Source organism: Candidatus Regiella insecticola LSR1 (assembly GCF_000143625.1).
Taxonomy (GTDB): Bacteria; Pseudomonadota; Gammaproteobacteria; order Enterobacterales; family Enterobacteriaceae; genus Regiella; species Regiella insecticola.
In genome coordinates this window covers 279,896-294,220 of record NZ_GL379589.1, presented here as the reverse complement: position 1 = coordinate 294,220, position 14,325 = coordinate 279,896, and the positions used below count along the sequence as shown (strand labels likewise).

At 43.7% G+C, this 14,325-nt stretch carries 14 protein-coding genes and 1 pseudogene; 4 read left to right on the top strand and 11 right to left on the bottom strand.

What is annotated here, in order from left to right:
• Positions 1–73: 73 nt before the first annotated feature.
• The 7 genes from REG_RS01860 to ruvC all read right to left on the bottom strand — a co-directional run bounded on the left by REG_RS01860 (position 74) and on the right by ruvC (position 7,333).
• Positions 74–613: a CS1 type fimbrial major subunit gene (locus tag REG_RS01860; protein WP_006704241.1), complete on the bottom strand. Its 540-nt coding sequence runs from the start codon at positions 611–613 to the stop codon at positions 74–76.
• 301 nt (positions 614–914) lie between these two features.
• Positions 915–2,183 (bottom strand): collagenase, encoded by a 1,269-nt coding sequence (locus REG_RS01855; protein ID WP_176603389.1) that lies wholly within the window; start codon positions 2,181–2,183, stop codon positions 915–917.
• Positions 2,140–3,768, bottom strand: coding sequence for a matrixin family metalloprotease (locus REG_RS10630; protein ID WP_050749289.1), 1,629 nt, complete (start codon positions 3,766–3,768; stop codon positions 2,140–2,142). Before REG_RS10630 ends, REG_RS01855 begins: the two co-directional genes overlap by 44 nt.
• A 581-nt stretch (positions 3,769–4,349) precedes the next feature.
• Positions 4,350–5,084 (bottom strand): 1-acylglycerol-3-phosphate O-acyltransferase, encoded by a 735-nt coding sequence (locus REG_RS01845; protein WP_039906909.1) that lies wholly within the window; start codon positions 5,082–5,084, stop codon positions 4,350–4,352.
• Between the two features lie 80 nt (positions 5,085–5,164).
• The gene (ruvB, locus tag REG_RS01840) at positions 5,165–6,169 is read right to left on the bottom strand and encodes a Holliday junction branch migration DNA helicase RuvB (protein WP_006704239.1); all 1,005 of its coding nucleotides are present in this window, start codon (positions 6,167–6,169) and stop codon (positions 5,165–5,167) included.
• 23 nt (positions 6,170–6,192) lie between these two features.
• Positions 6,193–6,801 (bottom strand): Holliday junction branch migration protein RuvA, encoded by a 609-nt coding sequence (gene ruvA, locus REG_RS01835; protein ID WP_006704238.1) that lies wholly within the window; start codon positions 6,799–6,801, stop codon positions 6,193–6,195.
• Position 6,802: 1 nt separating this feature from the next.
• Complete coding sequence (ruvC, locus tag REG_RS01830) at positions 6,803–7,333, bottom strand: crossover junction endodeoxyribonuclease RuvC (RefSeq protein WP_006704237.1); 531 nt, start codon at positions 7,331–7,333, stop codon at positions 6,803–6,805.
• A 386-nt stretch (positions 7,334–7,719) separates the two neighbouring features.
• Here ruvC and REG_RS01825 point away from each other — a divergent pair, with 386 nt between their 5' ends.
• From REG_RS01825 to REG_RS01815, 3 genes are all read left to right on the top strand, one after another.
• On the top strand, positions 7,720–9,393 hold the full coding sequence (locus REG_RS01825; protein WP_006704236.1) for a putative mucin/carbohydrate-binding domain-containing protein: 1,674 nt from the start codon (positions 7,720–7,722) through the stop codon (positions 9,391–9,393).
• Positions 9,394–9,502: 109 nt separating this feature from the next.
• The gene (locus tag REG_RS01820) at positions 9,503–9,856 is read left to right on the top strand and encodes an IS630 transposase-related protein (protein ID WP_006704235.1); all 354 of its coding nucleotides are present in this window, start codon (positions 9,503–9,505) and stop codon (positions 9,854–9,856) included.
• A 14-nt stretch (positions 9,857–9,870) separates the two neighbouring features.
• Positions 9,871–10,089: a transposase gene (locus REG_RS01815; protein ID WP_141553589.1), complete on the top strand. Its 219-nt coding sequence runs from the start codon at positions 9,871–9,873 to the stop codon at positions 10,087–10,089.
• Between the two features lie 47 nt (positions 10,090–10,136).
• On the opposite strand, the pseudogene istA reads toward REG_RS01815, so the two are convergent.
• The 4 genes and pseudogenes from istA to REG_RS11755 form a co-directional block, all read right to left on the bottom strand.
• Positions 10,137–11,907: pseudogene (istA, locus tag REG_RS13985) on the bottom strand (IS21 family transposase).
• Between the two features lie 677 nt (positions 11,908–12,584).
• Positions 12,585–12,725 carry a hypothetical protein gene (locus REG_RS12990; RefSeq protein WP_176603359.1) on the bottom strand — a complete coding sequence of 47 codons (141 nt, stop codon included), beginning with the start codon at positions 12,723–12,725 and terminating at the stop codon, positions 12,585–12,587.
• 14 nt (positions 12,726–12,739) lie between these two features.
• Complete coding sequence (locus tag REG_RS12500; RefSeq protein ID WP_141553588.1) at positions 12,740–13,171, bottom strand: helix-turn-helix domain-containing protein; 432 nt, start codon at positions 13,169–13,171, stop codon at positions 12,740–12,742.
• Entirely contained in the window at positions 13,125–13,418 is a 294-nt protein-coding gene (locus REG_RS11755; RefSeq protein ID WP_006704759.1) for a hypothetical protein, read from the bottom strand. The genes REG_RS12500 and REG_RS11755 overlap by 47 nt, the downstream gene beginning before the upstream one ends.
• A 115-nt stretch (positions 13,419–13,533) precedes the next feature.
• On the opposite strand from REG_RS11755, the gene REG_RS01795 reads away from it, so the two are divergent.
• The gene (locus REG_RS01795) at positions 13,534–14,310 is read left to right on the top strand and encodes a CS1-pili formation C-terminal domain-containing protein (protein WP_006704233.1); all 777 of its coding nucleotides are present in this window, start codon (positions 13,534–13,536) and stop codon (positions 14,308–14,310) included.
• Positions 14,311–14,325: the final 15 nt, after the last annotated feature.

The following is a 14,325-nucleotide window of genomic DNA, read 5'->3' as shown; positions in this document are numbered from 1 at the left end:
AATAATAATTGGGCCGAGTGAAAGGGGGTGATGCTGTGTGGGGTGGAGATTGATTTTAATAACTCTCCGCAACTTAGGCTTTTGCAATATCTCCCTCAAACATAATACTGACCGTTCCTTGATAGTACCCTGACGTCAACTTAGCTACCTCACCAGGAACTTTAGCTGAAATAACTAGATTAACAGCAGATCCTATTTTGTTTCTTTCTTTTTCACCTATGTCTTGTGATTTAGTTGATTTAAGTTCTACGTTACCAATAGATGCTTTCATTTCAATACTTTTCGTAGGATCTAAATCATTAATTAATTTTATGTCTCCATTCAATGATGCTTTAATCTCTCCACTTTTACTTTTCAATAGCAATGGAATTGTCAGTGGATTTAATTTTTTTTGTATAGGATCATATGCCATCTCTTGGCTTTGACCTAGACTAAACCCGTTTCTAGCTGCGACACTAAAATCATCCGAAGGGACTTTTAATTCTAAAGGTATATCAAGATTCTGTTTCTGTATATTTTCAACCGAATTCGCATGACTCGCCGTAAATAAAGTACTCAGAGCTAATACCGCAGTAGCAAATAGGGGTGCATTTTTAGTGATGATCTTTTTCATGTTTTCTCTTCTTTAATTTATTTAGATTAGTATTATTCCCGTGCGGGAAAGGTTATTTGTTTATTACTCAATCGCTCATACTCAAATGAGCGTTTTTTGTATGTTGTTATCCTTGTTCTGTTGTTATCCTAGCGTTGAATTTATTTTTGCTGCCTTGCTGAACTGGTGGCTATCATGCCTGAGGGAATAGGTATGATCCTGATGAAATCATAATGATTTATGATGAAGGGAAGAAAAGAAAAATCGACGTCAGTGTTAATCACTGACGTTTTTTTTATAATTTTAACGCGGCGCGCGGCGATTATTGATGCCGAACAAATCCTGAAGGCACTAATGCATCGGATTGTAATGCCGGATGAGACGGTGCTGAACCGCTTGATAACACCTGAGGGTGGTTATCAACAAAATTGTGCATCGAGCCGATTAAGTTCGCCATCCCCTGCCCTGGCTGTGAGCGATACGCTTGAGGCGATAACGGTGATTGATCGCGCTGTGGCGCGTGATCACTTGCTCCCGCACTCTCCGGCGCCTCGGCTGACGCCGCGTTTATCAGGGATCCGCCATCGGCCGGCGTCTGGTGAGTATCGGCCAGGCGATCAGGCCTCCCTTCAGCCGCATTGCGCTGCACCCACTGCGAAAAACCATCGCCCTGCTGTATTTTATTCGCTTCACTGGCGTAGATATCTTCCATCATCTGTTTAAAATAAACGCGGCCTTGGTCTGTTTTTCTATCTTCTGTCGCCGCATACAGCAAATTATCCATAAAATTAGGATAGCTTTCTTCAAGATAAGCCACCACCGCCGCCCCAGTTCGGTAAGGGTCGATCTTTCCTTTAATGATTTGTTCTAAAGAATAGTCTTTATACTCATCACCCACCCGCTTGGCAAAATCAGTCACGCTGTCACCATCGGTTAAGTACACTACGTATTCGGCTAAGCCTTCCATGAGTACTTTGCCCAGATCCAATTTTGAGGTGAGATAAAAGGTTAACGCCTGGACAAATTCATGGCGGATAACATAGTTGTAACTTTTATGGTTTAAGTGACTGGGCGCATCAGACTGCGTATTGTCATAATACGAATACATATTGCTAATATAATTGTTATCTGAATTTTCTGCCGCCCCGCCATTGGGTATATTTTTACCGTGGCTCTGCGATAAATATTTTTGGTAACTGGCAACATCGTCAAAAAGAAAGAGACGGAAGCTCGCTGTATTGCCATTGGCTTTTAGTGGATTATTGTCTTTTTTGATACCAAACACGTGGTTAAAGGTGGCTAAGGTGCTTTCTAATGAACGCAGAATATCTTGATTATTGGCAATGCCGTCGTTATTTTTGTCTTGCGCATCTTCAAAAGAGCGCGCTTGAAATAAATCAACATTTAACTCAAAACCATCCCCCTCTGCCGAAGGCGCCGGTTGTTTATCCTGCATGTTAATCTTGATGCGACCTTGAAAATTCAACCCCGTGTTTTCATAAAAATTATCCGTGGAGCGCGTTTGTTTTTGTTTAGTGATTAACTCTTCAATTTCTTCTTGCATGGGGGGGGGAGATACCACATTCAGCATATTTTTCCATAATTTCATCAATACTAAGGCGGGTATGGATCAATTCTTCAGAAATGTGCTCATATAAAATATTGTATTGGCTATAGGTATATTCACTATTACACAATTTTTTATAAATAAATTTATAAAACACATCAGCGTCGATAATATAATCTTGCTGGCTCTCTTGCGGCATTGCATTTTTTTCTATATAGGAGGCGTTAATATCGACGCTAGCGGATAAATAATCATGCTGTGGAGCCCCTCCCCTGTTAGCAGCATATTCTACATAAACAGGGCGTTCTTTTTTAGGCACTAAACTTAATAGCTCATAGCTAGAAAAAAGCGGAATATCATTTTGCTGACAAAAATCATTAATTTCTTTTATGGTAAACGGTTTTTTGATCATAACTTCAGAAATATTAAAATAGAGTAAATTAAATTGTTTGACTGAATAGTCATAATGAGACGCCTTCTCACAAATCAATTTATAAAAAGCATGATCATTGGTGATTTTTACCGCCAAAACAGATTCATTCCGACGTTGAATTTGATCTGTTTCACTGAATTGTTCTTTCTCAACTTGCTCCACCTCTTGTAGCCTGCTCTGTTCATCCTGTTTTTGTCTCCTTGCCAATTCTTCTGCATATTCTTGTTCTATCTGTTGTTGTTGTTTTTGTCTCCTTACCGATTCTTCATGATGCTCTCGTTCCATTCGTGCATCTTCTTCTTCTCGTGCCTTGTCGAGTGCCCGGATCCTTTCTTCTTCTTGTCTGCGTCTGTGTATTCGTTCCTGCTCTTGTTTCTGGGCGAGTTCTTCTCTTTTCTGTAATTCTTCTTTTTGCTTCCGTTCTATTTGCTGTATTTGTTGCACTTCTCGTTCTTGTTGCTGCTTCCATGCCTGTTCTCGAGCCTGCGACTCCCGCATAAATTCTTGTCTGCTCCGCTCTATCGTTTGCTGCCGCTGTTCTATTTCTTTTGCCTGTCGCAATTCTTGTGCTTGCTGCTCTCGTATTCTTATTTGTTCCTTTTCCTGCAAACGTCTTTGTATCCGTTCCTCTGCTATCGGATCGCTATCACGCTCGTATAACTGGCGTAAAGCTAAAATATCAGCAGCTTGTAACTCATCTATATTATCGTCATACGACATAACACTGTTAGGATTTGCCAAATCCTCGGTGTGTCTCAATCCAAGAGCATGCCCGATTTCATGAGTAACTATTTTTTTGAAATTAGGTAAAAAATGCGTATTTATCCATATGGCACTAGATTCAGAAGAATTAGGATAATAAGCATAGCCAGCAATAGTACTGGTTGTAGAATTGTAATTACCAAAGGTTAAATTACTTGCTTCATCGCTGCCAACCATGCGGAATTTTAAACCCGTTAGATCTGCAATTTCATCGAGAATAGATTGAGTGATCTCTCGTTGTTGAACGGTAAATGGGCTTAAATTAGTATAGTATTGACCATTATCATAATATGCACTGTCATGATAATCCGGTGTCAGGTATTTAAATGTGAGTTCACGTTCTTGACCAAAAGATTTCTTCCATTGAACGCTCTCTTTTAGTAGCTCTTTTGCTAAGGAATCGACATGATTCATAATGACCTCGTTTTTTATTTTATCTTTAATTCATCGTTTATTTATGATGCGAGAAATCCTAAAAATAAAAGTATTCAATCGTATAATTCATTAATTAAATACATTTAAAACACAAACAGGATTTAATAAAATAAATATTTTTATAAATTTATTAAATGTCAACGCTATTTAAAAAAGCAATGTAAAAACATTAAGTATTCTGACCTAATAATTTTTACATAAACACAGTCAGAAATTTTACTGAATAGAGATAGCGAATCAGTTTAATTTGATTTAAGGAGGAGCACAGAATAAAATTAAACTGATTCGGCTATAGATTAGTTTAAGAAGATGTCTAGCCAAAAATAAAATAATATAAATTATGATATTTTATTTTTAATTAAAGATTTTTATAAGAATGAAGCGACGCTAAGGTATCAGCGTCGCTTAAGAATATTTGAAATAGGCACTAATATACCCAATGAATTTCGAGTTACGGCAAGGCGGCAAGGGCGACCGACCGATGAGCGTAGACCTACTACGTGATTCGGCGAGCACCCGCAGACAACAAAGCCGTAACTTGAAAGGCGAAGGGGATATCTTCATTTCACAAGTGATACCCGTTCTGCTACCTCTTGATCCAATCGTTTTACTTTTTCTAACATTAAATGATGACAATGTTGCGTTAATTGATGAAGCTGCTCTTTGTTATAAGCGCGGGTATCAATAGGCGGCAACATTTCAATAATCACCCAACCATTCGAAAAACGATTTAAATTAATCTTGCCATGCGTGGTAGAAACACAGATCGGCACAATAGGGACGCCTGCTGCCATAGCGGCACGAAAAGCACCGCTTTTAAAAGGCAGTAAACCCCGGCCACGACTGCGAGTGCCTTCAGGAAACATTAAAACAGAAAGTTTTCTTTTTTTAATTTGCTCAACTAACCGTGTGATGGTGCTATGGGCTTTGGTTTTATTGTCACGATCAATTAATAAATTACCGGTTAACCAATAGAGAGGACCAAATAACGGGATCCATAATAAACTTTTTTTGCCCACGGTCACCGCCCCCGGGGGCGTTATTTTTGCTGTGGTGACCATATCGTAATTATTTTGATGATTGGCAATATAAATACAATTGCCATAGTGTTGATATCCCGTTGGCATCCGTTGTTCAACCTTTAGACCAAATAAGGTTGACAGACGTCCAAATAAACGACCAAAACGAGCAACATGTTGCGGATCACGCGGGTTAAATAAACAATACATTCCGCCGAAAATACACACCAAGAGACAATATAAAACGGCTAAGATCACACGTAGCACTAGTAACATAATAACTTCTTTCAGTTGACAAGGACGAAGATTGCGAGCACCGGTAACGCAGAAATTTACATAACGAACTAAGGTTTTGTCTATTCTTTCCAGCTGATGCCACAATGTTGATAGGCATGCTGGGTGGCTATTCTGCCACGCGGGGTGCGCTGGATAAAGCCTTGCTGAATGAGATAAGGCTCTAAAACATCTTCAATGGTTTCACGCTCTTCACCAATAGCAGCGGCGATATTATCTAAACCCACTGGCCCACCGTTAAATTTATCGATAATGGCCAGCAGTAATTTTCGATCCATATAATCAAAGCCTTCTCCATCGATATTTAACATCTCTAGGGCTTTTATCGCTATCGGACCATCAATGACGCCTTGCGCTTTCACTTCAGCAAAATCGCGCACGCGGCGTAATAAACGATTGGTAATACGCGGCGTTCCTCTCGAGCAGCGTGCTAAATGATGCGCCCCTTCTAGGGTTAAGGTTAACCCTAAACAACGGGCACTTCGGGCTACAATCTGTTCTAAATCAGCGATTTGATAAAATTCTAGCCGTTGGACAATGCCAAATCGATCACGTAACGGCGAAGTGAGCGAACCGGCACGTGTGGTAGCCCCTATCAGCGTAAAGGGCGGTAAATCAAGTTTAATCGATCGCGCAGCAGGCCCTTCGCCAATCATAATATCCAGCTGATAATCTTCCATCGCAGGGTAAAGAATTTCTTCAATTACCGGTGATAAGCGATGAATTTCGTCGATAAATAAAACATCATGAGACTCAAGGTTGGTTAATAACGCGGCCAAATCACCGGCTTTTTCTAATACTGGCCCTGAGGTAGTGCGCAAATTAACGCCCATTTCATTGGCAATGATATTAGCTAAGGTGGTTTTTCCAAGCCCAGGCGGGCCAAATATCAGCAGATGATCTAACGCCTCACCGCGCTGCTTAGCCGCCTGGATAAAAATTTCCATTTGTTCTCGCACAGGCAATTGCCCGATATATTCAGCCAATAACTTGGGTCGAATGGCGCGATCAATGATCACTTCATCATTGATAATCTGTGCTGAAATGAGGCGATCGGCTTCAATCATTTTTTACCTTTATTTTTGCGTTATTACAGAGCGGCACGCAAAGCCTCCCGAATCAAAGTTTCGCAATCCATCTCAGCAGTGGCAATTTTATTGATCAGTCGACTGGCTTCTTGTGGTTTATAACCTAACGTGATCAGTGCTGAGACAGCTTCAGCCTCATTGTTAACCGTGGTTAGCAATGAAGCAGATAATGGCGCCGCAGTGCTATTAGTGAAGAGATCGCCATTTAAACCTTTAATGCGATCTTTCATCTCAACCACTAAACGTTCAGCCGTCTTTTTACCTACTCCTGGCAATTTTATTAATGTGCTGATCTCTTCTTGTTCAACAGCATGAACAAATTGCGGTGCCGACATCCCAGATAAAATAGCCAACGCCAATTTAGGACCAACACCATTGACTTTAATTAATTCACGAAACAGCGCCCGCTCTTGTTTATCGTTAAATCCGTATAATAGTTGCGCCTCTTCACGCACCACAAATTGCGTAAAAATAATCGCTTCTTGTCCTGCCTCCGGCAACTGATAGAAACAGCTGATGGGTAACTGAATTTCATAACCTACCCCATGGGTTTCTAACAAAACCTGAGGGGGCTGCTTTTCTAAAATAATACCGCGCAGACGCCCAATCACTTTAGTTCCTCTTTTTAAAGCCGTAATTTACGTGGCCGCGTCCCGTTTTTCTACAGGTAGCGATGCGTTTTTGCTGCAAGTGACAATGCGTAATAGCGATAGCTAACGCATCTGCTGCATCCGAAGGTGGCGCGGCCGAAAGGTTTAATAAACAACGAACCATATGCTGTACTTGTTTTTTTTCTGCCGCCCCACTCCCCACGACGCTTTGTTTAACCAACCTGGCGGCGTATTCAAACACCGTTAAGTGCTGATTGACCGCGGCAACTATCGCCACACCACGGGCTTGACCGAGTTTCAAAGCAGAATCGGCATTTTTTGCCATAAATACTTGTTCGATAGCAAAAAAATCAGGCTGAAATTGGGTAATAATCTCGCTGACACCGGCGTAAATCAATTTTAAGCGCGTAGGTAAAGGCCCTCCTCCTGTACGAATGCAACCGCTAGCCAGATAACTTAATTGCCGCCCTTTCAGCGCAATCACTCCATAACCGGTAATACGAGATCCCGGATCAATACCTATGATTATCATAGCTGTCCAAAAATAAAATAAATCATTTAAAACAAGTAGAGGTATTATTTTAGATTAAATAACAGGCAACAAAAGACAACTTTTCATTCATTATTTATCAATACCTTGCCTCTTCATTTTGAGCTGTTATTTGTGTCATTGTACATCAATATTATCCTTTGTTTTCATTTCCACCCAACAGTGATCGCTGATTTGGCTATAGTGAATATAATGGGCTCTCTTTCTGCTCGTAATAAAAATAGGTTACATATAGCCAAACCAGTTTAATTTGATTTAAGTGTTGTCGTCGCTTGCCGTACTATTTGTACTGTCTGCGCTCCTCCGCCTTGAATCAAATTAAACTGATTCGGCTATAACGGGAGCTATGTCATAAAAGGAGAGTCATCATGAATACTATGGAAGAGCCGGACAGGGTATCCGATGTAGGTTTAACAACGTCTACAGAGCAAAAACAGACGATACCGCAGTCTGTTGTTGATGAAGCGCTAGCAACACAACTCATACATTACCTGATAGCAGCACAAGTCATCTCTGGATTACAGCCAGATAAACTCGTGGATAAAGAAAAAGAACTGACCTTTCGCTATCTCACCCCCCGTTATCATGATGTTGTCATACGGCAAAACAAACAGCCGTCGGTATCGGGTTTGACCACCTTTACCGCGCTACAACGAGAGATAAACCAGTCTGTTCTTAATGAAATTGCAGAGAAAACCGGTCTGGAGTTCCGCCAAGTTGAAGGTGATGAACCCGCTGATCTGGTCTTTGGTAATTTCCACTCTCCAACGATTAGCCTTGTCGGTTTTGTTGATTCCACCACCACTGTCCCTTCTAAACGCGACGAAATCTGGGTGAATACCAAGCTGAAGGCACGCCGAAATCCAGAGCGTTTTAAAGCTACTCTTGTTCATGAAATTGGGCATGCGCTTGGGCTGGATCACAGCTTTAACTTGGAGGATCCTTGCACGATAATGTCGTATAGCTGGAGTTCAACGGGATTACAGGTTGCTGATTTTTTAGCTTTATGGACCCTGCATGGGCGTGACAGTCATCCGCAATCAGAGGAACGAATAAAAGCAGGGGAACAGGCCAGAGCGCAAATGTGGCTAAGGATAAAAAAAGACATGCCGCCAAAAAACTACTGGAAAAAATTCCTCCTGCGTGCGGGTGATCGCTGGTGTGCTTTCGTTTCTGTTGATAAAACACACAGTATGCTACGTGTTGATGTTTTCAGGAAAGGAGCACAGGCAGAGGGTTATTTCAGGGATAAAACCTATGCGGAGATCAGGATGAGAAATCATACAGGCAAGGTTATTTTTGAAAAAGAAATAAAAGGCACAGGTATGCTGTCTTCACGTGAAGAGATCCCTTTTACTGAGGGCTATCAACTGGAAATTTATCATGCTGAGGCAGAAACCCGTCTATTTTCAAACCCGAACATCCAGCGTGAGCCAGTGCCCGATGCCAAAACAAACCGTTTCATCATGACAAAAACCGGGCTGAAAAGGCTAATACCGACTCATCAGATGACCCTGCTGGACAGAAATAATTATGCATTTGCTTCTCTTTCTGTGGATAGCGTCGCCAGACAGCTGGAGATTGATATCAGTAGACCCCCGGCTGATGAGGATGCTCAGGATTCAGTTTACACAAGCATTAAAGTGATCAATAAAAAAGGCCGGGTGGTTTTTAAAAAAGAGATCAAAGGCAGTGATACCGGCATGTTACGTACCCGGATTTTGTTTTCTGAGGGCGATAAACTGGAGATATATCATGCGCAGGCAGAAGAACGCTTAAAAATACTGTCTTCTGGCGTCAAGGCTGATTTTGCCGTGGATGCAAAAACCATGACCTTTATCATGACATCGAGAGGTCTGGAAAAATGTCTGTTTTCACCTCAGCCAACACAGGGCGATACAGCAGACAAGATGGCTCAGGCAATGTCTGGTTTTACCCCTCCCCTTTTAGACGCCGTTTCATGTCAGCAAGATAACAGGCTAACGCCATCCGAATTTTTCAGTGCTTTGGTCAGCGCAGGGTCATATACCCTTCGTCTTTGAAGTTGCCTTCGGCTGCCAGGGCGACCGACCGATGAGCGTGGACATATGGCTTAGGTGTTATAAATTGACGTACAATATCGAAATGATTTATTGACCTATAAATACCAAAATGACTTATCCCTTAAAATTTCGTCAACATGTATTGGCTTTCAAAAAGAAAGAAGCCCTCACTTATGCTGAAACCGCCGACCGTTTTGGTGTAGGAAGTGCCAGTTTGATGCGATGGGCGAAACGCCTGGAGCCTTGTTTGACGCGTAATAAACCCGCTACCAAAATAAACAGAGCGGCGTTGATTCTGGATGTGGAAACCTACCCTGACGCGTCTCAGCACGAGCGGGCGCAACGGATGGGTGTGAGTGCCAGGGGTATCTGTGATGCCTTAAAGCGGGCGGGTTTTAGCTATAAAAAAAACATTTTATCCCCCCAAAGCCGACGTCCAAGCTCGAAAAGATTTTCAGACTAAGCTCCAGGGCTAACGTGGATGAAAGCGGTTTTGCTCATGATATGCCGCGTCTTTATGGTTATTCAGTGAAAGGGAAGCGCTGTTACGGCCAACACGATTGCCATGCCAAAGCACGTACTAATGTCATTGGTGCACAGCTTAACGGAAAATTAACTACGGTTTGTACCTTCGACTGCCATATCAACAGCGATATTTTTTATGTGCATATTATCATCAAGAAGATCACTCAATAAAATGAAGGAGATCACTTATTCAGCGTCTCTGTAGAACGAGATTTAAGTTAGCCTGAGTGATCTCCTTGAGTCAATTTATTCATTGATTTTCTCATTGATTCGCCCTTTAGTTCTAGTTTGATAGCATTGTGCAGCAATCGGTCTAAAATGGCATCGGCATGAGTGGATTCGCCGATCATCTGGTACCAATTAGCAACAGGGAGCTGGCTGGTGATGAGTGTGGAAGTACGATCGTATCTGGCATCGATTAGCTCCAATAAATCTCCCCGCTGCTGAGAGTTAAGTGGCTCTAATCCCCAATCGTCGAGTAGCAAAAGCGAGCAATTGGCTAATGTATCCAGTAATTTTCGATAACTGCCCTGGGCTTGTGCCAGGTACATTTGTGCTAGCAGTTGCTTGAGCCTGAAGTAAAAGACGCTCATCCCTTGCTGGCAATAATGGTGACCGAGTGCACAGGCTAACCAAGTCTTGCCGCAACCGGTAGCGCCGGTAATCAGTATATTTTGATGGTGTTTCAACCATTCCCCTTGTGTCAGTGAGCGGATAGTGGCTTTATCGAGTTGGCGTGACGCTGAGTAGTCAACACGGGACGCTGTCCAGCGACCCTGTTGTTTATGGGCTTCAGGCATATGATTTTCTAGCGTGGAGTGACCGCCCACGTCGTGTGAGCGTGGATGTACCGCGACTAGCTCACCCCGATGAAACAGGTTGACAAGTTCTCCACTGACATGCGCTTCTAATTTTTGTTTCAGTAACGTATGCGGGACGGAGTAATAATGCTTATCCACTTCAACGTGGTAGTCCATCTGGACGCGGACTTGTGTCACCTGCGTATAGCGATAGGGTAAGCGTGGCAAGGGTTTTAACACCGGTTTATCTATCTGTTGAAACTGGCTTAAGCGGCTGCCCGGTCGCTTTTTCATCGGCTTGTTATTGAGTTCTATCAGCAACTCCTGTATCCGCTGATTTAACGCCTTCAAGCTGTAGAACGTCTCTCGCCTCAGTTTAGCCATTATCCAACGTTCAACAATTTGTACCGCCACTTCAACCTTGGCTTTATCTTTGGGTTTGTAAGGGCGCGCCGCTACCACGACGGTATCGTAATGGTAGGCAAGTTGTTGATAGGTCGGATTTAAATCAGGCTCGTAACGACACGCTTTATCGATGCCACTTTTTAAATTATCCGGCACTATAACTCAGGCACCCCCCCGAAAAAGTCAAAACAACGCGCATGGCTCATCACCCAATTTTCTAAGCATTGACTCCAGGTAGCTTCGGCATAGGTGTAATTTGACGCCCCGAGAACCGCCACAAACACCTGAGCTGTGCGCTGTTCACCCGTTTTGGGGTGAGTGACGTTGAGGGTGGGGCCACAATAATCGACGAACAGCTTTTCTCCCGCTTTGTGGGTTTGTCGCATCGACGGGGATTGCACTTGCTGCCAGCTTTTGTAGAGGCGGCAAAATGGGCATACCTGTAATGATTGGCTGGATTTTGCTGCTGATATTCCTCGTATAACAGCTGTAGCGTCATGATTTTATGCTTCAGTTCCTGACAAATCAGGCTCCAGTCAGGCAGCGAGCTTTTTTTCTTTTTTACCGGGGTTTGTTTGAACGCTGCCCGTAAATTTAGCTCATTCCACTCCGGAGAAAGCGGATAATCCCTGATACCAAGTTGTGCAGCCTGATTGAGGTAACGAGACACCACTGAGGGGGAGACGGATAAACTCTTTGCAATCTGACGATGGCTCAGTTGACAACGGTATTTTAGCCTGAGTATTTCTTTTAGTTTTCTCATCGATATACGGAATGCCGACATGGTTATCTGCTCGTCAATAAAACGGCAGGATAACGGTAAAAACACACCTACAGAGGACAAGCTGAACTAATAATATTCATGGAGATCGCTCAATAACATTTTGCCGAAAAAGTGATCTCCTTCAATGTTATTCAGTGATCGCCTTGAATGTTATTGAGCGATCTCCATCAATGTTATTCGGTGATCTTCTTGATGATAATATGCAAATGTGGACTATAGCAGTTGTGACAGCCCGGCGGTGTTTATTCTCAATAATGGACAGGATACCTTTGCGCTTCACCTGGAGACTCTGTTGGATTGCTTGAGGATGGCGCAAGATCACACGGTCATGTGCCTGCCCTCGATTCAGCATGGTGGCAGCAGGCGATAAATTATGTTGATAAACAGCTGTAATGGAGAATGTCAAAGCCTCAAATCATTCGGTGAATGGTCTATTAACCCGTTTTTCATGGGGCCCCCAGTGTCAGTCTAGTTGTCGCCTCTAATTTTCGTTAATGGGAACTAATAAAGAGGCGATATAATCATGGAAAAACCGACGTATTCGGAAGAGTTTAAAGAGCAGGCGCTGTGTAAGGTTTATCATCGGAATGGGCGTACAATGAAAGCCATTGCGGATGAACTTAACGTGCCGCCGAGGCGGTAATTGTCAATGTAGTTGTCGCCCAGGATGTAAAATCCTAGGCTGCTTTTTTGGCGTCTGGTTTCACCTTTTTTTCTCTGGATTTTTGTGGATTTAAATGGACTTCTTTCACATACGGCCACTGACGGATTTGACCTGCCCAGCGTGTAGGGTTTGCAGCGCGTGCCTTTTCATACACTGTGTTACGCTGAGCTAATAGGGCTTTATCAAGGCCTGCATGTCTTTGTGCAGGTGTGACAAATTCAATGGCACTGTGGCGATGCTCTTGATTATACCAGTGCACCACGTGTTCGACCCATGCGCGGGCGTCTTGAAAGTGGATTCGGAGGCGAAATAGAGCCCTTCATCAGCCAACATCGGCACAATTTGACTCGGGGGTAAATGAGCAAATTTGGCCGAAGAGGTTATTTCCAGTAGCTTAGCCCGCTCACAGGGTGAGAGTTTGTGGGGCGGCGGCGCTGTTCGGCGCGTTCGGCCATCCACTTGCTCGATAGCTTTCTGCCAGCGCTGTAGGGTTCGCGTGCTTAGCCCAATCAGGAGACAAGCCTGTTGTTGCCGCGCTCCGGCCTGCGTTGATTCAGTAATCCACATCATAATAGACTGGCGCTGTTCGGGAATAATCATTTTTCCTCTTACTGCGTTGTGTTCGCTTCGGGTCACAAAAATCCGCGCGCCATTGCTTCAGGTGATGAACAAAAATACCCTGCCCCCTGCACCAAGAGGCGAGTTCACTTTCTGCTAAACAACTTCTTAGCTTCCTCGGCGGCACGTTAAGTTCATCCGCAATGGCTTTCATTGTACGCCCATTCCGATGATAAACCTTACACAGCGCCTGCTCTTTAAACTCTTCCGAATACGTCGGTTTTTCCATGATTATATCGCCTCTTTATTAGTTCCCATTAACGAAAATTAGAGGCGACAACTAGACTGACACTGGGGGTTTAGAGCGGAAACGTAAAACGCACAGTGTTTCGGCGCAGTTTGGCTTGCAGGATCGCAAACCCTACACTAATCTCAATTACAATTGGCGTCCTGAAGAGCGTGGCACCATAGAGTACGCCGGTGCGACCGTTACCGCCAATCCAGACGGTTTAGCCTTCAGTGGTAACGCCGGGCTCGATAACCGTTGGTTGAATGGTGATGTTTATTTGCAACGCGGATCTAAATCAGAGAATTTTTACGGCGGCGCGAATTTACGCAACAGCTTGGTACTCGGCGGCGGCAGCATCGCCACCGGTCAGCAATTGCGCAGCAGCCAAGCAGCGGTGATCATCGATGTAGAAAGTGATCAACCCGATATAAAACTGGAAGTCTCGGGCGGCGAGGGCAGTGCTCCCCGTTTACAGCCCGGCAAAAATATTGTCGGGGTCTCAACCTGGAAGCAGCAACGCTTGCAGTTTCATGGGCAGGGCGAGGATGGCGTTAGGATCTATCCGGAAGATTATTCATTACGCATGAATCGCGGCAGCGTCAATTACTTAAAATTACGGGCAGTCAAAACGCAAACGGTGGTCGGTATGCTTAAAGATGAACAAGGTAATTTGCTGCATAATCAAGAAGTGGCCAGTGATGTCGGTAAAGCGCGCATTAATAGCGAGGGGGTGTTCACACTCGAGGTCAGTGCCGCCAAACCGCAGATCACAGTGACTGGCGACGATGGCAAACCACGTTTAGTCTATTCACTGCCGCCGAGCCCAGAGGGTGAACGCGATGAGGTGCGCTTTGTCGATGTATTAACCCCTTCAGCATCGCCTTTATCATGATGATCCGCTCCCCCA